Genomic DNA, 20,389 nt, shown 5'->3' on the forward strand with positions numbered 1-20,389 from the left:
CCGATTAAGCGGTCAACCGTGACCAACGCCACACCCGTTTTGTGAGGGGACATTGTTTGCGCACGGCGGGTGCGACATTAAGGGATTTGACTAAAGATAGCGGTGTCATGAGGCCATTGGTTCGGGGCCCGGACGGGTTCACCACCGCCCGGGCCCCTCCACCCGGGGCGTCTCCACCCGGGGCGTCTCCACCCGGGGCACCTTCGCCCGGATGAGCCCGAGCGCTACGGGACGGCGTCGTTCACCGCGGCTCGTCGACCAACCGGCGCGCGGCCACCTCCGCTCCGTCCGTGCGGAGCCGGCTGCTCAGCGACTCCGCACGCGCCCGGGTCTCGGGCGACAGAGCGGTCTTGAGGGCGATGCCCAGCGATTCGGCGGTCGTGGTCCGGGCGTCGAGGGCCGCACCGAGGCCCAACGCCGCCACCCGACCGGCCCAGTACGGGTTGTCCGACAGCTGGAGAGGTATCACCACTTGCGGCGCACCCGCCCGTGCCGCCGTCAACGTCGTTCCCGCGCCACCGTGGTGGACCACGGCGGCCACCTTGCCGAACAGGCTCTGATGGCTGACCTCGCCGAGGGCGAAGCAGTCGTCCCCGTCGTCGACGAGTTCCAGGTCCGCCCACCCGCGGGACACGAGCACGCGGTGCCCTTGTGCGCGGATCGCCTCCACGGCCATCCCGCCGATGCCTTCGCCCGGGGCCATGCTGCCGAAGCCCACATAGACCGGCGGGCTGCCCGCCTCCAGGAACCTCGCCAGGTCCGCCGGGAGGGGGCGCTCGTCCGCGAGGGTCCATGCACCTGTCTGCACGACGTCGAGTCCGGGGGCCTTCCGCCAGGGTCCGAGGACCTGGTCCGCCGCCAACCATGGACGGTCGGTCAGGATGTGATCGCGCACGTTGTCCACCGGCGGCAGGCCGAGCGCTGCCCGGTGGCGGCCGAGTGCCTCGCCGAACTGCGCGTTGACGTTCCGGGCGTCCCACTCCCACCGCGTCCGGTTGTCGGTCTCCTCGGGCTCCGGCCAGCCCGGCCGCGGTGGCGGGGCGTGATGCGGCGACGGCAGGTGGACCGCCGCATAGCTCACGTACACATAGGAGATGCCCGCGGCCTCGGCCACGGATCGCGCGGCGACCTGCCCCAGACCCGCCGCCACCACCACGTCGCAGCCGTCGAACGCCGCAGGGAAGCTGTCGAACTGCGTCTCGACCAACTCGTTCCGGTAGCGCGCCAGGTCCGCCGCCGAGGGCAGGGTCCGGCCGCGCATCAGCTCCCTCACCGGTAGTCCGACCTGCTCCGACCGCACTCCGACACCTGCGAGGCGCTCGGCGAACTCCTCGTCCGGCGGCGCGCACATCCTCACCTCCGCGCCGAGTGCCCGTAGCCGCACCGCGAGTGCCACCAGGGGTTCGACGTCGCCACGTGTCCCGTATGTAGACAACAGCACCCGCATTCAGCATCCTCTTCCGTCGGTCTCGCATGCCTCTGATCGTTTCCGCCCAGCTCGAGGCGCTGGCCGGCGGCGGCGCCACGTCGGTCGTCGGGAACGACCGGCAGCGGTGCAGGTCGCGTGCCGGTCAGGGTAGGCGATGGCCGCCTCACGTCATCGCAAATGGGGGTTTCGATCAACCCGGCTGCGCCGCATCGGACTTGTGCCTTCGGGAGTTATCGGGAGCAGCCCGTCGCAGTCCCCCGCGTGCGCGCCGACGTGCGGAGGTACGCAGGTACGGAGGTTCAGTGTCGGCCGGCTCTGGGCAGTCTGTGCTCGGCGAGGTGTGCAAGATCCCCCATCGTCCACACAACCGGAGTGCCCCACGATGCAGAGTTCGTCCACACCCTTACCCGATGTTTCGGTTATTCTGCCCTGCGCCGGACACGGAACGCGTTTCGGGGCGCCCTACCCGAAGGAGCTGCACTGTCTGGCCCCTGGGGTGACCGTGCTGGACCGCAGCCTGGAAGCCGTCGTCGAACTCGCCAAGAGCGGGCTCCAGGTGCGCCTGGTCGTCGTGTTCGGGACACACAAGCTCAACACGGTGAGTCACCTCGCCCGCTATGCCGACACCTTCCAGATGGTCTTCGTCTACCAGGACGAGTCGTTCGGAAGCGGTCTCGACGGGGCGATACGGTCGGCCCTCCCGATGACACAGGGACCCGTGGCCCTCGTTCTTCCGGACATCGTTGTCACGGGGCCGGATACGCAGGGCAAGCTCCTTGACGCCCTGCGGCAGGTGGAGGTGGCGGGCTGGAGCGTGGTGGCCGCCGAGGAACGGGATCACGACACACTGCGGCAGATGGGCGCGCTGGCCGTGACCGAGACGAGAGGAGTCCTGACCGTGGGAGCCGCCGCCGACAAGCCGGGGAATCCCTCGGGCTTCAACGCGTACTGGGGCATGGTGGCCGTCACCGAGAACGAGGCGCACAGACTGCCCGACGTCGTAGGCAGGGGAACGACCAACCCGTTGACCGGTGCGGTCGCCCTCATGGTGCAGGGCATCGTCAACTACAACACCCCCATGTGACCCCTGCGGCGGCGGCGAGACCGTTGCGGTGGGATCGAGGGAGTCGGCAGGCATTCCTGCGACGAGTGCTGCTCGGAGAGCTGACCGCAGCTTACCCGTGCTCCGGAGGTTCTTCGGGTGGCGGCGCCGTCGAGGCACGTACGACGAGTTCGGTGGCGAGCTCGATGTGGTGGGACTCGACCTTCTCGCCGTTGGCGAGCCGGAGCGCGGTACGCAGGGCCGCACCGCCCATCTCCCGCAGGGGCTGACGCACCGTGGTCAGGGGCGGTGAGGACATCTGGGCGAGGCTCGTGTCGTCGAAGCCGACCACGCTCAGGTCCTCCGGGACGCGCAGGCCTCGGTTCCGGGCCGCCTCGACGACTCCGACGGCGATCTCGTCGTTGCCTGCAAAGATCGCCGTCGGTGGCTCTTGCAGGCCCAACAGGGCGGCGGCACCGAGCAGTCCCGTCTCGTGGGTGAACTCCCCCGGCCGGACGTAGCCCTCGGGCACCTGGGCCCCTCCCGCCTCCATGGCGGCGCGGTATCCGTGCATGCGTGCCTGATTGCACACGGCCATGGCGGGTCCGCCGAGGTAGGCCACGCGGCGGTGGCCCAGGGAGAGCAAGTGCTGCGTCGCGGCCAGACCGCCGGCGAAGTTGGTGGCCCCGACGCTGTTCACCCGGCTGTCCGGCAGGTGCAAGGGGTCCAACACGACCAGCGGCAGCCCGGACCTGGCCAGTTCGTTCAGGTGCGCCGCGGTGTACACGCTGGTGACCGCGATGACGGCCCGACGCCCGGCTGAGACCAGGTCCCGGGCCCAGTGCGGGGCATGGGACGCCTTGGGCGCAGCAGCACCTGCTCGACACCCTGCTGGCCCTGGACACCCCCGTGGTCACCGTGCTGCTCGCCGGACGCCCGTACGCCCTCGGCCGCGCCGTGGAGGAGTCCGCGGCCATCGTGCAGTCCTTCTTTCCCGGTGAGGAGGGCACGCACGCCATCGCCGGTGTGCTCAGCGGCCGCGTCAACCCCTCCGGACGGCTCCCGGTCAGCGTGCCGCGCGGGCCGGGCTCCCAGCCGGCCACCTACCTCGGAGCGAGACTCGCCCACGCCGGCGCGGTGTCCACCGTCGATCCGACACCGGCGTTCGCCTTCGGTCATGGCCTGACCTACACGCGGTTCGACTGGACGGACCTCACCCCGAGCGTCCAGGAGGCGCCGACGGACGGTGAGTTCACCCTCTCCTTCACCGTCCGCAACACCGGCGCACGGTCCGGAACCGAAGTCGTCCAGCTCTATCTCCACGACCCGGTCGCCTCCGTCGTCCAGCCGGTGCAGCGCCTCGTCGGCTATGCCCGGGTCGCCCTGGAACCGGGCGAAACCAGGCGACTGCGTGTCACCGTCCCGGCCGATCTCGCCTCCTTCACCGGTCTCGACGGCCGGCGTGTGGTCGAACCGGGCGAGCTGGACATCAGGGTGGCCGCCTCGAGTGCGGAACCACGCCTGACCGCCAGGGTCACGCTGACCGGAGCGGTACGCCACCCGGACCACACGCGACGCCTGCGTTCCGTGTTCGAGCAGGAGCCGGTTTCCCGGGCATGAGCCGCGTGCGCCGGGGCGTCCCGGCGGTCGGTCGCGGCGCCGGGGCCTGGTCCTCGGTGTCTCACAGGAGGCCGCGCCCGGCCAGGTTGCGCATCAGCGCTCTGACACCGAACGTCCACGGCGCGGCCTCCTCGCTGGGGACGACGGTGTTGACCAGAGCGCCGAGTCGCGGGCTGGAGATCCGCACGACGTCGCCGTACGCGTGGGTGAAGCCCATGCCGGGTGTCGTTCGGTCCTCGGTCGGGGCGAACAGCGTTCCGGTGAACAGCACGAAACCGTCCGGGTACTGATGGTGCGGACCGTGCGTGGCGGCCACCAGGTCCACTACGTCGCGGCTGATCCCCCGCATCGTGCTGCTGCCGTGCAGTACGTATCCGTCCGTGCCGTCGACCCGAAGGTCGACGTCGAGACCGCGTACGGTGTCGAGGGTGAAGCCGTCGTCGAACAGGCGGAGGAACGGGCCGATCGCGCACGAGGCGTTGTTGTCCTTGGCGCGGGCGAGCAGCAGGGCGCTGCGTCCCTCGATGTCACGGAGGTTGACGTCGTTCCCGAGCGTCGCACCGCGGACCCGTCCGCCCGAGTCCACGACGAGGACGACCTCCGGCTCGGAGTTGTTCCAGACCGAGGCGCCGAGCACTCCGATGTCGGCGCCGGCACCGACCGCGGACAGGACCGGCGCCTTGGTGAATACTTCCGGGTCCGGTCCGATGCCGACCTCCAGGTACTGGGACCACAGTCCCTCGGCGACAAGGAGGTCCCTGACCTTGCCGGCCTCGGGCGATCCGGGGCGGATCCCGTCGAGCGCGCCGCCCACCGCCTCCCCGACGCGGGCCCGCACCCGGGCGGCCTGCGCCGGGTCGCCTCCCGTGCGCTCCTCTATGACGCGTTCCAGCAGGCTCCGGGCGAAGGTAACGCCGGCGGCCTTGATCACCTGCAGGTCTACGGGAGCGAGCAGGTGGGCAACGTCACGGCGACCGGCAGGTGCCTCGAGCAACGCGTCCAGGCGCCAGACGTGTCCTCCGTCGGCCTCGCGGACGACTGCCGCCGCGTCGTCGCGTTCCATGAGGTCGGAAACGGTGGGAACGACGGCCGTCAGGTCGACGACCCGCTCGCCGCGCACCGCGGCCACACACGGCCCGCCGTGTTCCGGGGCGTGGACGCGGGCGACGAGGGTGGCGCGGTCGGCGTCCTCCGGCAGGACGGAGCCGCTGGTCAGGACCGGGCGGGGTCGGGCGGCTGCCGATTCCACGATCACTGCTCTCCTGGGTCCGGGGGGTGTGGTGCCTGGGGTCGTCTCAGTGGGAGTCGCGGGGGACCTCGTGTCCACGGCTTCCGCGCAGGAACCCGAAGTCGGCTCCCCGGTCGGCTTGTTCCACGTTCTGCCGGTACAGCCAGGTGTAACCGCTGTCGCAGCGTTCAGCGCGGGGCCTCCACGCCTGCCGGCGCCGGGTCAGCTCCGCGTCGTCCACGTCCAGGCGCAGGGTGCGGTTCGGGACGTCGAGGACGACGGGGTCTCCGTCGTGCACCAGGGCGAGAGGGCCGCCGACGGCTGCCTCGGGCGCCACGTGCAGGACCACCGTGCCGTACCCGGTGCCGCTCATCCGGCCGTCGCAGACGCGCACCATGTCCGTGACGCCGGCCTTCAGCAGCTTGGCGGGAAGCGGGACGTTGGCGACCTCGGGCATGCCGGGGTAGCCCTGGGGGCCGGCGTTGCGGATGACGATGACGGTGTTCTCGTCGATGTCCAGGTCCGGATCGTCGGCCACCTCGTGGTAGGCCTCCGGCGAGTCGAAGACGCGCGCGGGGCCGCGGTGGGTGAGCAGGTGGGGTGACGCGGCGGACTGCTTGATCACGGCCCCGTCGGGACACAGATTGCCTCTCAGGACCGCGATACCGGTGCCGGCCGGCTGGAAGGGGGCGTCGAGGCGGGTGATGACGTCGGAGTCGACGCGTTCGGCGTGCTCGGTGTCCTCGGCGACGGTGCGTCCGGTGACGGTGATCTGGTCGCCGTGCAGCAGCCCGCCGCCGAGCAACTCGGCCAGAACGGCCGGGAGTCCACCCGCGTAGCAGAAGTCCTCCATGAGGTACGTGCCACTGGGCATCAGGTTGACCAGTGTCGGCACCGCGCGGGCCAGGCCGTCGAAGTCCGACAGGCTCAACTCGACGCCGACCCGCCCCGCGAGGGCGGCGAGATGGATGATCGCGTTCGTGGAACCGCCGATGGCCGCGTTGACCCGGACGGCGTTCTCGAACGCCTCCCGGGTCAGGATCCGCGAGGGGCGCAGCTCCTCCTCCACCATCTCCACGATGCGCTGCCCGGCCGCCTGTGCGGTCTCCATGCGCCGGGAGTCGACCGCCGGCCAGGCCGCCGAGCCCGGCAGCTGCATGCCGAGTGCCTCGGCCATGCAGGCCATCGTCGAGGCGGTCCCCATCGTCATGCAGTGCCCGTGGGAGCGGGCCATGCAGCCTTCCGCGAAGAAGCACTCCTCCTCGGTCATCCGGCCGGTCTTCAGGTCTTCCTCGAACTTCCACACGTGCGTGCCGGACCCGACGTCCTGCCCCCGGTACTTGCCGTTGAGCATCGGCCCGCCGGTGACCATGACGGCGGGCAGGTCGACGCTGGCAGCGCCCATGAGCATGGCGGGGGTGGTCTTGTCACAGCCGGACAGCAGCACGACACCGTCGAGCGGGTTGGCCCTGATCAGCTCCTCGACCTCCATGGCCATCAGGTTGCGGTACAGCATGGCGGTGGGACGCATCAGGGTCTCGCCGGTGGCCATGGTGGGAAACTGCAGCGGCAGGCCGCCCGACTGCCACACACCGCGCTTGACGGCTTCGGAGACGCGCGTCAGATGGGCGTTGCACGGGGCGAGTTCGGAGGCACTGGTCGCGATGCCGATCACCGGGCGCCCGTCGAAGACCTCGTGCCCGAAGCCCTGGTTGCGCATCCAGGAGCGGTACACCATCCCGCTGCGGCCCCGTGCGCCGAACCATGCCTGGCTGCGGCGACTCTTCTGCTGACCGTCCGTCATGTGGGCACTCCCATGGCTCTGGCGTCGTCCGCTTCGCGAGGGGCGTTGTCGGGTGGCGACCCGCAGGCCGTACCCTGTGACGCAATCATTAAATGATTCGATGAATGGCGTCTAGGGGGAGGCAGGGATGGCGGGGCATTTCCTGACCACGCACCAGCGCGTGGTCGACGAACTCGGACGGCGCATCGTGAGGGGCGTGTGGGAGCCGGGGGGCCCGTTGCCGGTCGAGGGCGCCCTCGCGGCCGACATCGGCGTCAGCCGGGGGGTGGTGCGGGAGGCGGTGAAGGCACTGGTCGCCAAGGGCATGCTGCACGTGCGCCCGCGCACCGGCACGCGCGTGCTGCCTCCGGAGCGGTGGAACCACCTGGACCGTGACGTACTGCGCTGGAAGCAGGCCGGAGATGCCACGGCCCTCCTGCGCGACACGGGTGAACTGCGCCGGATCGTCGAGCCGGAGGCGGCCCGGCTCGCCGCCGGCCGGGCCGGCCCCGACGACGTACGCGTCCTGTACGAGTCGCTGGCGTCCATGGAGGCAGCGGCGGCCGCTCCCGGCCGTGCCGGGTACGTCGAGGCCGACATCGCCTTCCACCGGGCCCTGCTCGACGCCAGCGGCAACCGTCTCCTCGGCTCACTGGGCCGCGCCGTCGAGATCGCGCTGGAGCACAGTTTTCTCGTCAGTACGCAGACCCCCGGCGCGGTGGAGGCCTCGCTGCCGGGTCACCGCGCCGTCGTACGGGCCGTCGAGGCCCGGGACTCCGTGGCCGCGTCGCGTGCCGTACTGGCTCTGATCGAAGCCGCCGAACAAGAGATCGCCCCGTCGCCCGCCATGCCGAGCGACGCCCCTGGCGGAACCGTCTGACCCGTCCCCACTGCTCCCTGCAGAGCCCCTGCTCGCGCCGCCCATGCGCCCCCTGCTGCAGGCCCCGCAGACAACACTCGCCCCGGAGCCGTTCCACTTCCCCCAACCTCATTCCGGGAAGCCGCCCGCGATCAGCCGCGATCACTCAACGCAACGGAGCACTACTAGCGCACGGTCAGCCCACCGTCGACGGTGAGGACGGTACCGGTGGTCCAGCGTGCGCCCGCCAGATAGGCGGCCGCCTCGGCGACATCCCGCGGGGCGCCGAGGCGGCCCAGCGGGTAGGCGGTCTGGACGCCGGAGTCGTGGGCCGCACGCTGCTGGGGCGTCATCAGGCCGAGGTAGGAGTGCTGATAGGTGGGGGTGTGGACGGCACCCGGTGCGAGGGCGTTGACCCGCACGCCGTCGGCACCCAGTTCGTTGGCCAGGGCCATGGTCAGAGAGTTGATGGCCCCGCGGGTCGCCGAGTAGGCGGCCGAGGGGCGGCCGGCCGTCATCTTGCGCGCCCAGTAGCTGCTGATGTTGATGATGCTGCCCCGCGCCCGTCTGAGTTCGGCGAGGAGTGCCCGGCTGAGCAGCAGCGGCACCTTGACGTTGAGGTGCAGCATGGCATCGATCATGTCCGGCGTGGTGTCCTCGAGGGGCGCGAAGTGCGCGGCGCCCACGTTGTTGACGAGCGTGTCGACGCGGTCGGTCCGTGCGCGGACGGCTTCGCCGACCGCTGCTGCGGCGCCCGGCCCGGCGAGGTCGGCGGGTACGGCGTGGACGGCGGTGCCGTGCTTGAGGAGGGTGTCGCGGGCGCGGTCGAGTTTGTGCGGATCGCGTCCTACGAGGATGAGATCGGCCCCCCGCGCGGCCAGCGCTTCCGCGATGGCGTAGCCGAGGCCGTCACTTCCTCCGGTGACGACCGCGGTATCCCTTCGGGATGGCACAGCAGGTTCCTCGCAAGCAGTAGATGAGGGTGAGGTCATGGCTACCGCCTCCCTTCGCTTCCCACTGAAAACGGAAAGATCGTGTCCGTTTCAGGAGGCTAACGGAAACGGACAGATTCTGTCCATTTTCATGTACGGTGGCCCCATGCATGCACGACGACAGACGGCGACGAACGACCCGGCGGGCGGGAAGGCGCCGCGCGCCGATGCCCGGCGCAATGCCGCGCTCGTCCTGGCCGGGGCGCGGCGCGCTGTCGCTTCCAAGGGCTTGGGCGTCAGCTATCACGAGATCGCCCGCGAAGCAGGGGTCGGCGTCGGCACGGTCTACCGCCGTTTCCCGGAACGCGACCACCTCATGACGGCCGTGCTGAGCGACATCCTGAGCGAACTGATCCGGACCGCCGAGGCAGCTACGGAGTGCGCGGACCCGTGGGAGGGATTCACCCTGCTGTTCGGCGAACTGGCCGCCCGTACAGCGGAGAACGCGGGCCTGTCCGGATCGCTCGACGCACACGGCGGCCCGGACATCGCCGCGCTGCGCCATCGCCTTCTGGAGCTCATCCGGCAGGTCACCGAGTGCGCCCGGCAGGCCGGCGCGCTCCGGGACGACGTGGATTGGCGGGACGTCCCGTTCCTGGCACAGGCCGCGGTCACGCCTGGATGCTTCCTTGACCTGCCCGCCGACCCGGCCCGCAGGACTCGCACGCTGCGCGTCGTCCTCGACGGGCTGCACGCCTCCTGAGACACCCCTGCTTTCCGCCGGGCCAGTCGGGTCGTTCTTCGGCAGGTGGCCCGGTGGCCAGCGGCCCTCAGCCCGACGGTGCCTCGTCCGCCATGGATGACGGCGTTCCGCCGGCCCAGCCCATGGACTCGTCCTCGTCCAGCGCTACGACGGGCGCCCGCCGAACTGCCAGTTGTGCACCTCGATATCGGCGTACCGGCCGGGGGTCAGGATGGTGCCTGCCGTCTCCTGGTCCGGCGCTCGGACCAGCGCAGCCGTGCCCAGCCAGGCGGTCCCGTCGTCGGACAGCATCGGGCCGTAGGCGATCAGCTCGTCCCGGGCGGGTGGCAGCGTCAGGTCGGCGGCCTGCCCCGTGCCGAAGCCGAGCACCAGGTACCGGTTGCCTCCGGTCCGGCCGCCGGGGAAGTCCCACATGGTGCGCCCCAGCGCGTTGCGCCACCGCCGCAGCAGCACGTCCCGGTAGACGCCGGCCTGGTAGTTCGGCTCGTCGAACGCGAACGCGCGGGCAGCGGCGCGGTCGGGAAGGCCGAGGATGTGCACGCTACCCGTGGGGGTCTCGCCGTCGTCGGCGAGAGTCGGCCCCCGGGCGATCATCTCCTTCGCGTACTGGTCCATGTAGGACCAATGCTCCTCCCGCAGCTCGTAGCGCAGAGGCAGGGAGGCGGGCCGGTCGCGGTGGTAGCAGAGGAACTCCATGTCTGAAGATCTCTTGCAGGAGGTGACCAAGTCGAGCGGATTTCACCGCGAGGGCTGCTCGGCGGCCTGGTCCGGCAGGGCCGTGCGGGTCCCGCGTAGCGCATCGCACCGTCAGCGCGCGCTTTCGCCGATGCACACGCGGTAGCCCCGAGCGACGCGCCGGCGGTCGCCTACGCCGCCCACGACTGATCCCTGGCGGGAGCGAAGAGGCGAACGCCCGGTCGCCACCGGTTCTCCGCTCCCCCTCGGCAGCCTGCTGCCGCGGCTCTCCTTCGCAGTCCTAGCCTTTGGGCAGCTCGGCCCATACGCGTGCGGCCATCTCGTCGGCCTCGGCCTGTGGGGTTCCCGCCTGCACCAGGATGATCCCGCGGGACTGGTCCGGAAAGGTGACCTCCCGCATCTCCGTACCCAGCGAACTCATCGGTCTGTCCGACATGAGGGCCTCCCTTCGGCGGCTGCCGCCCAGGCTAGAGGGACACCGGGCACAAGACGGGGACCCTCCACCGAACGGACTACCGTGCGTGACACCCACGGTGTGCAGCCGCCCGGCGCCGAAGGGCCGTCCGCCGTCGCGGTCGCCGCCACCCGCCCGGAGCCGGGCCCGGGAGCACCCGCGCGCGGGGAGCCCTCCTGATGGGGAAGGGCGTGCTCGTACTCATAGGCGTGGGCCAGCCGTCCGTGATGCCCGCCGACCGCGTCAGTTGCCCGCGCGGCCCCTGGGTGAGGGTCGCCCGTCGCCGTCCCGACCGGCGGCGGCGTGCCCGGCATGCGGCCTGCTCCAACGGGCAGATGAACGGTCCGCAGAAGGAGGGGAACACGCTCATGACGACCAAGTCGATCGCGCGGCCGGAGGCGTCGACCTACGGATGCTGTGCTTGCGAAGGACACCCAGGTGCCGCCGCGGACGAGGCACCCGAGACGCCACGCGAGCGGGTCAACCGCCGCTGGAACGAGATCATGCAGGAGACGCGCGTCGCTCAGACAGGGGTCCAGATCCTGTTCGGCTTCCTGCTGAGCGTCGCGTTCACCCCTCTCTTCCACGACCTGGGCACCTTCGACCACGCCGTCTACGTCACCACGGTCGTCTCGGGTGCCACCGCCACCGCGTGTCTGATCGCTCCGGTCTCCATCCACCGCTTCCTCTCGGGTCAGCGGATGAAGGACGAGATGGTCGAGGTCGCTCACCGGTTGATGATGTGCGGCATGCTCCTGATGGCCGTCACCATCGGCTGCACTCTCCTGCTGATCCTGCACGTCGTCGTACCGGGACTCCTGGCGAAACTACTCGTCGGCGGTGTGATGGTCTGGTTCGCCCTGTCGTGGTACGCACTGCCCCTGTGGCTTCGCCGCCGGTCCGCCCGCCGCGCGACGCCCTGACACGGACCGCGCCGGGTCTGCGGCCTGTGCCTGCCCCCACCCACCGGCCGGCGCCCCGGCCGGAGAAGCCCTGAACCGCCGCGCCCACAGCCGCCGGTCAAGGACAGACCACACCGGGCCGGTCCCCGACCAGCACCTTGCCATCCCCTGCCCCTTGGCTCCGGGCCCCGCCCCGGACCCCTGCACCCGGGCACCGCCGGAGCCCTCGGCGGCCCACCAGCCCGGCAGGGACGAACAGCCGTCGTCGAGGGCCGGTCGGACCTGGCCATCAGCGGCCGTCCGGGCCCACAGTGGAAGGAGCGGGACGGTCGGCCCCACCGGGCGAGGTGGAGGGTGTGATGAACGGTTCCCTCGAGATCGGGCACGTCGCCGGTGTGCCCTTGCGGTTGCACTGGAGCGCACCGCTGCTGGTGGTCGTACTGAGCATCGGCCTGGCCGGCAGCGTCCTGCCGGCGTGGGCCCCGGGCCACTCCGCGTCCGCCTACCGGCTCTGGGCGGTCGTGGGAGCGTTGCTGCTGACGGCAAGCCTGATCGCTCACGAGGGCGGTCACGCCCTCGTCGCGCGACGCTTCAAGATCGCGGTGAAGGATGTGACCGTCTTCGCCCTGGGGGGCGTGACGCGCATGGCATCCGCCACCACCCCGCGGAGCCAGGGGCTGGTGGCCGGTGTGGGCCCGTTGATCAGCCTGGTGCTCGGTGGTCTGTGCCTGGGCGGTTCCGTGCTGGCCCGGGATGTCCTGCACTGGCCCCTGCCGGGCGGGGTCCTGCTCTGGGGCGGATGGACGAACATCCTGCTCGCGGCGTTCAACCTGCTGCCCGCAGCGCCGCTGGACGGTGGCCGTGTCCTCCAGGCGTTGATCTGGCGCATCCGGGGTGACCGCGAGCGGGCGGCACAAGCGTCCGGCCGGTGCGGACAGGTCACGGGTGCCGTCTTCCTCGCCGGCGGCTTGTTCGAGTCCCTGCGCGGAACCGGGTCGGGTCTGTGGCTGGGCCTGATCGGACTGTTCGTGGTGGTGGTCGCTTCCGCAGAGGTCCGCCGCGCCCAGTTGTTCGCGTCCTTGCGTGGCCTGCCGGTGGCCGAAGCCATGCGGCCGGTGCTCACGGGGCAGGAGTGGCAGAGCGTCGACCGCTTTCTGACCGAGACCGCGGGACACGCCGGTGACCAGCCGGTGATTCCCGTCACCGACCTCGACGGCCGTCCCTCCGGCTACGTGACGGTGCCCCTTCTGCGTGCCGTCCCCGAGGTGCTGAGGCCGACCACCCGTGTCCGGGACGTCGCCGCGCCGTTGGAGCGGTGTGTGCTGGCCGGGCCGGAGGAGAAGATCACCGAAGTCCTGGAGCGCGCCGCCATGTCTCCCTCGGCGCCCGTCCTGGTCATTGATCATCATCGCCTCGTGGGCATGGTCACCGGGGCGGACCTCGCCAGTGCCCGCGACCGTCTCCCGGACCCACCGGAACGGCCCCCGCCCGACGCACGGGCGGGACACGGCCACTGACGGGCGCGCCGGCAGGGGCGGACACCTCGTCGTTGACGTCCGGCTGGGCAGAGCCGCCGGCACACACCGAAGCTGCCTGTGGGAGTCAGCCGTGAAGACGAGGGTGACGCCGGCGGCGAGCGCGGCGGGGCCGGTGGCGACCGACCGCTCCTGTCCTGGACGCTCTCGTGAGCCCACGGTGTCGTACGGGCTCCCGGGCGTTCCCTGCGGCATGGAACAGTCGTGGTTGCCGGGGTGCAGAAGCGCGGGATGGGGATGCGACGGCTGCCGAGGACCCTCACAGGAACCGGCGGATGGGCTGTACCGCTGCCTCCCGCGCACGCTGCAGCGCGGGCCGCCGCCTCCAACGGCCCGGCTGAATCGGCTCGCTGACTGCCTTGTCGGCCTCGAAGTGCCGGTCCAGGGTGGCGGTGAACTCCGCGTCGAGCACGGCGAGCATGACTTCCTCGTCGTGGTCCAGGGAACGCCGGTTGAAATTGGTCGAGCCGACCAGGGCAGCCGTGCGGTCGACGGTCATGACCTTGGCGTGCAGCATCGTCGGCTGGTAGTGGTGGATCTTCACACCGCAGGACAGAAGCACTTCGTAGTGGTGCTGCCCGGCCAGCCGGCAGACGCGCTTGTCCGTGTGGGGACCGGGCAGCAGGATCTCCACCTCCACCCCGCGCCGTGCGGCGGCGCACAGGAGGTCGATGAAGTAGGCGTCCGGAGAGAAGTAGGCCGTGGCCAGTCTGAACCGCTCCTCGGCGGACTCGATCATGACCCGGATGAGGGTCTGCATGTCCTGCCAGCCGAAACTGGCCGAACCACGCACGACCTGGACCACCGCGTCGCCCTGGGGGCGGTGCTCGATGAACCGGTCCCGGTCGTCGAAGAGTTCGTCGTGGCACTCGGCCCAGTTCTGGGCGAAGGCGGCGGCGATGCCGTCCACGGCGGGACCGCGTACCCGCACGTGGGTGTCCCGCCACTCGTCCGGGTTGCGCGCGTCGCCGCACCACTCCTCGGCGATGCCCACCCCGCCGGTGAAGCCCACCTGTTCGTCGACCACGAGGACCTTGCGGTGGCAGCGGTGGTTCTGTTTGAAGGGCGAGAGGTGTGCGGGTCTGCGGAACCAGGCCACCTGGACGCCCGTCCGGTCCATCTCCGTCAGCAGGTCGTTGTCGATGAGCCTGCTGCCGAAGCCGTCCAGCAACAGCCGCACGCGCACTCCGGCCCGCGCCCGCTCCGCCAGGGCGTGGGCGAAGTCGCGGGCGATGTCGCCCTTCCAGTACACGAACGTCATCATGTCCACCGTGTGCTCGGCGGACCGGATGGCCTCGAGCATGGCGGGGAAGATCTCGTCCCCGTTGCGCAGGGCGTCCAGGGCGTTCCCCTCGGTCGCCGCGATGCCGATCAGGCGCTCCAGCCGGCGGCGTATGCGTACGGCGCGCTCGTCCGGGTGTCCGCCGTCGGTCACAGAGGCACCGGAGGCACCGGAGGCACCGGAGGCCGACGGCATGTCCTGGGCAGTCGTCATCCCTCTCCCCCTTTCCGTCAGCACTCGCTGAGCATCCCTTCGCGCAGCCTGGTCAGCAGCCGCGAGATCAGCCGGGACACGTGCATCTGGGAGACGCCGAGGCGCTCGCCGATGTCCTTCTGGGTCAGTTCCTCCACGAACCGCCAGTGGATGATCTGCCGGTCGCGTTCGTCCAGTTCGGCGATCATCGGGGCCAGGGCGTGGAAGTCGTCCACCAGGGCGAGGGCGGCGTCGTCGGTGCCGATGAAGTCGGCGAGCGCGGACTCGCCGTCCTCGCTGCCGTTGATGGTCGCGTCCAGGGAGGAGGAGTTGTAGCCGTTGGCCGCCAGCCGGGCCTCGACGACCTCGTCCTCCGGGAGGCTCATCAGCTCCGACAGCTCCTGGGTGGTGGGGTTGCGGCCGAGCCGGCTGCGCAGTTCCTCGGTAGCGCGGGCGAGCTGGACGCGGGCTTCCTGGAGGCGGCGGGGCACGTGCACGGCCCAGGAGGTGTCCCGGAAGAACCGCTTGATCTCGCCGACGATGTAGGGCACGGCGAAGGAGGTGAACTCGACCTCGCGGGTCAGCTCGAACCGGTCGATGGCCTTGATGAGACCGATCATGCCGACCTGGACGATGTCCTCCATCTCCTCCGGCCCGCGGCTGCGGAAGCGGCCGGCCGCGAAGCGGACCAGGGACATGTTCATCTCGATCAGCGTGTTACGGGCGTACTGGTACTCGGGCGTGCCCTCCTCCAGCACCGTCAGCTGCTCGAAGAACAGCTTCGACAACTCCCGCGCGTCCCTGGGCGCCACCTTGGACGGGTCCGCGATCTCCGGCATGCCCGTCGTCGTGGCGCGCTCGGTGGTCCCTGCGGTCGCCGTCGTCATGATGTGCCCTCCCGTTGAAACTGCCCCCGGCGGTCGTCGGCTCACACCGACGAAGCTCCGTTTGCCCTGTTCGAAGACTTCCATACACCCCTTTTCCCGGCCGGGCCGGTGAGCTCGGTCACCGGCCCGGCCGGGAAGGCGTACCGACCGATGCCGGACGTCGGCCGGCGCGAGGACGTACTCCGCCGCGGCTCCGGTGCCGCCCATCAGCAGGAAGCCGAGGACGGCGTCGCGTGGACAGCCCCCGCTCGGTCACGGCGAGAAGACGGTTCCCGTCAACGCCTCCAGGAGACTGAACCCGTCCCCGTCCGGATCGCTCTCGACGTGGATCTGAACGTAGTCGGTATGAATCCCTCCCACCACCGGCCTCCGCACCCTCGAAAAGGCAGGCGCCTGGGCGGTGTCGGCGTTTCGGCCACTTCGGTCCCGGCGTCTTTCCCCCACCGGTTCAGGGATCCGGCCCCGCGGGGGCCGACGGCACCGGGAGCGGCGGGCTCCACAGCGCGACCGAATGACGTGTGTTCGAAAGCGCTGCCGAGTCGTTGAGCCTCACGACCGTGTCACAGCAACCGTGCCGGGGGAACGATGACCTCGATCATCACTCAGAATCAGTCGCCACAGCCGACGGAGGGCGCCTCGCGCGACGGCCGCCCGCAGGAGGCCGGTGTTCGAAGGGAACGGACGGGAGAGGCGCGCCCCCCGGAGCCGGACAGGCATGCAGAACGGACCCGGGTGTCGGCGAACGACCCGTCGTACCAGGGGCTGAACGGGCCTGCGGGAGCTGCCCTGTGAAGCGGCTCTTCGGCCCGGTCAGGATGGCCGACCCGCAGGTGTCCGACGCCGAGCACGAGCTGTTCGGCGGGCCCCTGCGCTACGACATGGGCTGGTCCCAGCACGAGCACGCGACCTTGGACCTGACCATGATGTCCGCGCTGCGTTCCATGCCCGCGCTCGTCGGCGCCACGCTGCGCATGGCGTGGCAGGCCGACCGGCGTGCCCTGCTCTCGGTCGGGGTCAGCGAGATCGGCCAGGGCATCGCCTCGGCCGCCGGCCTGCTCGCCGTCAACGCCGTGATGCACGCCCTGCTGGCCGGCACCGGCAGCGCCGCCGAACGGCTGCACGCCCTGCTGCCGGGTCTGCTGGCCGCCGCCGCGATCGGCGTCGTCAACTCCGCCCTGTCCGCGTGGTCCACGTCCCGGGCCGGGCGACTGGAGCCGAAGGTCGAGCGGATCGCCACGACGCAGTACCTGGCCGCCGCGGTCGGCGTCGAGCTGGAGGCCATCGACGATCCCGACTTCCGGCGGCTGGTGGACATCGCCCAGCACGGCCCCGGTTCCGCCCGCCGCATGATCAGCGCCTGCGTCGCGGCGCTGAACGGCCTCATCTCCCTGATCACCACCGCCGGCGTCCTTCTCGTGCTCCACCCCGTGCTGCTGCCCATGCTGCTCCTCATCGCCGCCCCGCGCGGCTGGGGCGCCATGCGCGTGGCCCAGGAACGGTACGTGTCGGTGATGAGCTGGATCGAGCACGTGCGGGCCAGCCGCCTGATCGGCAACCTGCTCACCGAACGCAGCGCCGCACAGGAAGTCCGTCTCCACGCCGTCGGCCCCTTCCTCCTCGGCCGCTACGAACGCATGGCCGAGAGCGCCGAAGCCGAACAGGAGCGCCTCGCCTCCAGCAAGGCCCTGACCGAATGGGCCGCCTCCGCCCTGTCCGGCCTGGCGATGGCCGCGACCTACGGGGCCATGTTCTGGCTGATCATGGCCGGGCACATGAGCCTCGCCGTCGCCGGAACCGCCGTCGTCGCCGTACGGACCGGCTCGGCGAGCCTGGGCGCGCTGGTCATGAACATCAATCAGCTCCACGAGGAGAGCCTCTACGTCCGCGACCACGGCCGCTTCCTCACCCAGGCCGCCCGGCGAACGCTCCCCACCGGCGGTGCGCCCGTTCCCGAGCGGGTCGGGGAGATCGTTCTCGATCAGGTCACCTACCGCTATCCCGACCGGGACACCGCGGCCCTGGACGGGGTCTCGCTGACCCTGCCGATGGGGTCCGTCACCGCGGTGGTCGGTGAGAACGGCTCCGGCAAGAGCACCCTGATGAAGATCCTCTCCGGCTTGCTGCTGCCCGACGCCGGCACGCTGCGCTGGGGCGAGGCCGATCTCACCGGTCTCGACCGCACCCAGGTCTTCGCACGCGTGTCCCTGCTCACCCAGGACTTCCAGCGCTGGCCCGTGACCGCCGCGATGAACATCCGCCTGGGCCGCCCCGACCACCCCGCGACGGACGAGGACCTCCAGCCCTCGGTCGACTACGCCGTCGCCGGACCCGTCATCGCCAAACTCCCCGACGGCCTGCGCAGCCTGCTGGCCCGCGTCTTCCGCGGCGCCATCGAACTGTCCGGCGGCGAATGGCAGAAGGTCGGCCTGGCCCGCACGCACTGGCGCAGCTCCACCTCCGAGGCGGACGGCGTGCTCATCGTGGACGAGCCGACCTCCGCCCTCGACCCCGAAGCCGAGATCCAGGCCTTCGACCGCATCCGCCGCCTCGCCGCCCCGAACCGGGCCGTCGTCCTGGTCACCCACCGCATGTCCGGTGTCCGTCACGCCGACCACATCTACGTCCTCAGCGACGGGCACCTCGCCGAACACGGCACCCACGACGAACTCGTCACCGCCCGCGGCCGGTACGCCGCCATGTTCGACGCCCAGGCCGCCCAGTACGCCCCGGCCCCCAGCATCCCGGGCCCTGCCGCGCCGACCGTCCCGGACCAGGTATGACCGTATGACCCTGCCACCCAGCGGATCATCTTGCGTGTCTGCGCTGACGGGTTGGGAGCCCGTGGAAAAGTCACTGTTCCATGCCGGCCATGAGGAGGGCGGAGACATGCAGGGACAAGGCCCCTCGGCACCTGGTGGACAGGCTCCCGCGGGCGGGTCGGGGCCTCGGCCTGCCTGGCTGGAATCACTGGCCGCCGCCGCATACCTGGCCGACGAGCAGGGCGTCATCACCGCCGTCAACACGGTGGCCGAGCAGCTTCTCGGCCGGAACGCCGTGGAACTGCTCGGGCGGGACGCGCATGACACGCTGCACCGGAACGCCCTCGGCCAGCCCGAACCGAGAAGCGAGTGCCCGGTCCGGCAGGCCGTCCTGGCGGGCCGCACGGCGCAAGGCGGAGCGCTCTGGTTCGAGCGGGGCGACGGTTCGGTCACCCCTGTGGCCTGGCTGGTCACCGGATACGACGCGGGCGGCCGACGGGGCACGCTGGCGTTCTTTCACCCGCTGGACGACACGGAGCCCGGTTCGCTGCAAGAGCCCCTGTCCGAGCTGGAGCGCCTGGCGCTGTTCGCGGAGCTGACCACCCAGCTGACCTCGACGATGGACGTCGAGGAGGTCCTGAACCGACTGGTGCGTCTGCTGGTGCCGCGGCTGGCGGACTGGGCCGTCGTCGACCTCATCACCGAGGCGGGCGGGGTGTGGCGTCGTGTCGTCGTCCACGCCGAGGACGGCGACCTGAGGAACCAGGAGAACCTCGTCGGGCCCATGTCGGCGGTGCCTCAGGAGTCCCAGCTTCCTCTCTCCCGTGCGCTGAGGGGCGCCGCGTCCGCGCTCACGGGCCCCGAGACCTATCGGGGGGAGCCGGACTCGGAACTCGCCGTGGAACAGGGCCGGCTCTTCGCGGCCACCGGGATCCAGTCCGCCGTCATCGGCCCGATCCGCGGCCTCCGGGACGTGCTGGGCGCACTGACTCTGGGCCGCTCCGACGGCTCGCACCCGTTCACGACCGCCGATCTGCCCCTGCTGGAGGAGATCACGCGGCGGGCCGGGCTGGCACTGGACAACGCCCGTCTCTACGAGCGGCAGCGGAAGGTGTCGGAGACGATGCAACGTCACCTTCTGCCGCAGCTGCCGCGTGTGCCGGACCTGCAGATGACGGCGCGCTACGTGCCGGCGCCGGACGCGTCCCAGGTCGGCGGCGACTGGTACGACGCGTTCGTCCTGCCCGACGGCGCGACCGCACTGGTCATCGGCGACGTCGTCGGGCACGACCTGGAAGCGGCGGCCGACATGGCCCAGTTGCGGAACATGCTGCGCGCCTACGCCTTCTCCCAGCAGAAGCCACCCAGCAAGATCGTCGAATGGCTGGACCAGGCCGCCATGCAGCTGTCCGGATCCGACATGGCCACCCTCGTCCTGGCCCGGCTCACCAGGGTCGGACCCCTCGGCTGGGAGCTGACCTGGACCAATGCGGGCCACCCGCCGCCCCTGCTCATCACCCGTGAGGGGGCGACCCAGTACCTCACCGACGCGCACGGCATGCTCCTCGGGACCGGATGGGCGGAGCCACGCCCGGACGTGTCGCTGCTCCTGCCACCCGGCGCCACCCTGTTGCTGTACACCGACGGCCTCATCGAGGAGCCCGGTGCCTCGCTCGACGACGGACTGGACCGGCTGAGCCGTCAGGCCGCCGCGCTCTCGCACCATCCCCTGGACACCTTCACCGACGAGCTCCTCGCCCGTGCCCGTCCCGCGGCCAACGAGGACGACATCGCCCTCCTCGCCCTGCGCACCGCGCACCGCGCCCGACTGTGAACTGCCTTCGGCGCTCGTGCATCAGCACTCGGCCGTACGGGGCGTCGGGTGCGCGGTGACCGGCGATGTGCCGTTTCTGCCGGGCTCCTCGATGCTCCCGGCGGACGACGGTCTGGTCGTTGAGGGGCGCCCTCGCACGCCCCCGCCCGGTTGTGTTGATGCGCGTCAGCCCTTCTGGCAGGGTGAAGCCGG

At 71.0% G+C, this 20,389-nt stretch carries 15 protein-coding genes and 2 pseudogenes; 8 read left to right on the forward strand and 9 right to left on the reverse strand.

Annotated elements, in window-relative coordinates; genetic code table 11:
- Window positions 1–241: 241 nt before the first annotated feature.
- The gene (locus tag Sdi02f_RS15285) at window positions 242–1,447 is read right to left on the reverse strand and encodes a glycosyltransferase (RefSeq protein WP_108933460.1); all 1,206 of its coding nucleotides are present in this window, start codon (window positions 1,445–1,447) and stop codon (window positions 242–244) included.
- A 364-nt stretch (window positions 1,448–1,811) separates the two neighbouring features.
- Between Sdi02f_RS15285 and Sdi02f_RS15290 the strand changes: the two genes are divergently transcribed.
- Entirely contained in the window at window positions 1,812–2,513 is a 702-nt protein-coding gene (locus Sdi02f_RS15290) for an NTP transferase domain-containing protein (RefSeq protein ID WP_108933461.1), read from the forward strand.
- 91 nt (window positions 2,514–2,604) lie between these two features.
- Here Sdi02f_RS15290 and Sdi02f_RS15295 read toward each other — a convergent pair.
- A pseudogene (locus tag Sdi02f_RS15295) lies at window positions 2,605–3,336 on the reverse strand (substrate-binding domain-containing protein); the annotation flags it as partial.
- Here Sdi02f_RS15295 and Sdi02f_RS15300 point away from each other — a divergent pair.
- Window positions 3,330–4,091, forward strand: a pseudogene (locus Sdi02f_RS15300) (glycoside hydrolase family 3 C-terminal domain-containing protein); the annotation flags it as partial. The pseudogenes Sdi02f_RS15295 and Sdi02f_RS15300 overlap by 7 nt on opposite strands.
- 61 nt (window positions 4,092–4,152) lie before the next feature.
- On the opposite strand, the gene Sdi02f_RS15305 reads toward Sdi02f_RS15300, so the two are convergent.
- Both Sdi02f_RS15305 and Sdi02f_RS15310 read right to left on the reverse strand, forming a co-directional pair.
- On the reverse strand, window positions 4,153–5,340 hold the full coding sequence (locus tag Sdi02f_RS15305; protein ID WP_108933556.1) for a fumarylacetoacetate hydrolase family protein: 1,188 nt from the start codon (window positions 5,338–5,340) through the stop codon (window positions 4,153–4,155).
- Window positions 5,341–5,386: 46 nt separating this feature from the next.
- The gene (locus tag Sdi02f_RS15310; protein WP_108933462.1) at window positions 5,387–7,123 is read right to left on the reverse strand and encodes an IlvD/Edd family dehydratase; all 1,737 of its coding nucleotides are present in this window, start codon (window positions 7,121–7,123) and stop codon (window positions 5,387–5,389) included.
- A 127-nt stretch (window positions 7,124–7,250) separates the two neighbouring features.
- Here Sdi02f_RS15310 and Sdi02f_RS15315 point away from each other — a divergent pair, with 127 nt between their 5' ends.
- Entirely contained in the window at window positions 7,251–7,982 is a 732-nt protein-coding gene (locus Sdi02f_RS15315) for a FadR/GntR family transcriptional regulator (protein WP_108933463.1), read from the forward strand.
- Between the two features lie 164 nt (window positions 7,983–8,146).
- Here Sdi02f_RS15315 and Sdi02f_RS15320 read toward each other — a convergent pair whose 3' ends face one another.
- On the reverse strand, window positions 8,147–8,914 hold the full coding sequence (locus Sdi02f_RS15320; RefSeq protein WP_245962196.1) for an SDR family NAD(P)-dependent oxidoreductase: 768 nt from the start codon (window positions 8,912–8,914) through the stop codon (window positions 8,147–8,149).
- 145 nt (window positions 8,915–9,059) lie between these two features.
- On the opposite strand from Sdi02f_RS15320, the gene Sdi02f_RS15325 reads away from it, so the two are divergent.
- Window positions 9,060–9,656: a TetR/AcrR family transcriptional regulator gene (locus Sdi02f_RS15325; RefSeq protein ID WP_108933557.1), complete on the forward strand. Its 597-nt coding sequence runs from the start codon at window positions 9,060–9,062 to the stop codon at window positions 9,654–9,656.
- A gap of 144 nt (window positions 9,657–9,800) precedes the next feature.
- On the opposite strand, the gene Sdi02f_RS15330 is transcribed toward Sdi02f_RS15325, so the two are convergent.
- Together Sdi02f_RS15330 and Sdi02f_RS35880 are read right to left on the reverse strand one after the other, a co-directional pair.
- Complete coding sequence (locus Sdi02f_RS15330; RefSeq protein ID WP_031086165.1) at window positions 9,801–10,352, reverse strand: YciI family protein; 552 nt, start codon at window positions 10,350–10,352, stop codon at window positions 9,801–9,803.
- Between the two features lie 280 nt (window positions 10,353–10,632).
- A complete protein-coding gene (locus Sdi02f_RS35880; RefSeq protein ID WP_167458180.1) occupies window positions 10,633–10,788 on the reverse strand; it encodes a hypothetical protein in 156 nt (51 codons plus the stop codon).
- A gap of 386 nt (window positions 10,789–11,174) precedes the next feature.
- Between Sdi02f_RS35880 and Sdi02f_RS15335 the strand changes: the two genes are divergently transcribed.
- Both Sdi02f_RS15335 and Sdi02f_RS15340 read left to right on the forward strand, forming a co-directional pair.
- Window positions 11,175–11,729 (forward strand): DUF6328 family protein, encoded by a 555-nt coding sequence (locus Sdi02f_RS15335; protein ID WP_108933558.1) that lies wholly within the window; start codon window positions 11,175–11,177, stop codon window positions 11,727–11,729.
- A 338-nt stretch (window positions 11,730–12,067) separates the two neighbouring features.
- The gene (locus Sdi02f_RS15340) at window positions 12,068–13,225 is read left to right on the forward strand and encodes a site-2 protease family protein (protein ID WP_108933559.1); all 1,158 of its coding nucleotides are present in this window, start codon (window positions 12,068–12,070) and stop codon (window positions 13,223–13,225) included.
- A 277-nt stretch (window positions 13,226–13,502) separates the two neighbouring features.
- Here the strand turns inward: Sdi02f_RS15340 and Sdi02f_RS15345 are convergent, their stop codons facing one another.
- Window positions 13,503–14,738 carry a phospholipase D-like domain-containing protein gene (locus Sdi02f_RS15345; protein WP_245962197.1) on the reverse strand — a complete coding sequence of 412 codons (1,236 nt, stop codon included), beginning with the start codon at window positions 14,736–14,738 and terminating at the stop codon, window positions 13,503–13,505.
- 17 nt (window positions 14,739–14,755) lie between these two features.
- A complete protein-coding gene (locus Sdi02f_RS15350; RefSeq protein ID WP_108933465.1) occupies window positions 14,756–15,604 on the reverse strand; it encodes an RNA polymerase sigma factor SigF in 849 nt (282 codons plus the stop codon).
- A 788-nt stretch (window positions 15,605–16,392) separates the two neighbouring features.
- Between Sdi02f_RS15350 and Sdi02f_RS15355 the strand changes: the two genes are divergently transcribed.
- Entirely contained in the window at window positions 16,393–18,384 is a 1,992-nt protein-coding gene (locus Sdi02f_RS15355; protein WP_108933466.1) for an ATP-binding cassette domain-containing protein, read from the forward strand.
- A gap of 106 nt (window positions 18,385–18,490) precedes the next feature.
- The gene (locus Sdi02f_RS15360) at window positions 18,491–20,197 is read left to right on the forward strand and encodes a SpoIIE family protein phosphatase (RefSeq protein WP_108933467.1); all 1,707 of its coding nucleotides are present in this window, start codon (window positions 18,491–18,493) and stop codon (window positions 20,195–20,197) included.
- Window positions 20,198–20,389 lie beyond the last annotated feature (192 nt).

The organism is Streptomyces ardesiacus, from assembly GCF_003112575.1.
Classification (GTDB): domain Bacteria; phylum Actinomycetota; class Actinomycetes; order Streptomycetales; family Streptomycetaceae; genus Streptomyces; species Streptomyces ardesiacus.

Excerpts from the sequence above, each read along its gene's own strand:
- Sdi02f_RS15285 (WP_108933460.1), bottom strand. The coding sequence starts at position 1,447 with ATGCGGGTGCTGTTGTCTACATACGGGACACGTGGCGACGTCGAACCC.
- Sdi02f_RS15290 (WP_108933461.1), top strand. The coding sequence starts at position 1,812 with ATGCAGAGTTCGTCCACACCCTTACCCGATGTTTCGGTTATTCTGCCC.
- Sdi02f_RS15310 (WP_108933462.1), bottom strand. The coding sequence starts at position 7,123 with ATGACGGACGGTCAGCAGAAGAGTCGCCGCAGCCAGGCATGGTTCGGC.
- Sdi02f_RS15315 (WP_108933463.1), top strand. The coding sequence starts at position 7,251 with ATGGCGGGGCATTTCCTGACCACGCACCAGCGCGTGGTCGACGAACTC.
- Sdi02f_RS15325 (WP_108933557.1), top strand. The coding sequence starts at position 9,060 with ATGCATGCACGACGACAGACGGCGACGAACGACCCGGCGGGCGGGAAG.
- Sdi02f_RS15330 (WP_031086165.1), bottom strand. The coding sequence starts at position 10,352 with ATGGAGTTCCTCTGCTACCACCGCGACCGGCCCGCCTCCCTGCCTCTG.
- Sdi02f_RS35880 (WP_167458180.1), bottom strand. The coding sequence starts at position 10,788 with ATGTCGGACAGACCGATGAGTTCGCTGGGTACGGAGATGCGGGAGGTC.
- Sdi02f_RS15335 (WP_108933558.1), top strand. The coding sequence starts at position 11,175 with ATGACGACCAAGTCGATCGCGCGGCCGGAGGCGTCGACCTACGGATGC.
- Sdi02f_RS15340 (WP_108933559.1), top strand. The coding sequence starts at position 12,068 with ATGAACGGTTCCCTCGAGATCGGGCACGTCGCCGGTGTGCCCTTGCGG.
- Sdi02f_RS15345 (WP_245962197.1), bottom strand. The coding sequence starts at position 14,738 with ATGACGACTGCCCAGGACATGCCGTCGGCCTCCGGTGCCTCCGGTGCC.
- Sdi02f_RS15350 (WP_108933465.1), bottom strand. The coding sequence starts at position 15,604 with ATGACGACGGCGACCGCAGGGACCACCGAGCGCGCCACGACGACGGGC.
- Sdi02f_RS15360 (WP_108933467.1), top strand. The coding sequence starts at position 18,491 with ATGCAGGGACAAGGCCCCTCGGCACCTGGTGGACAGGCTCCCGCGGGC.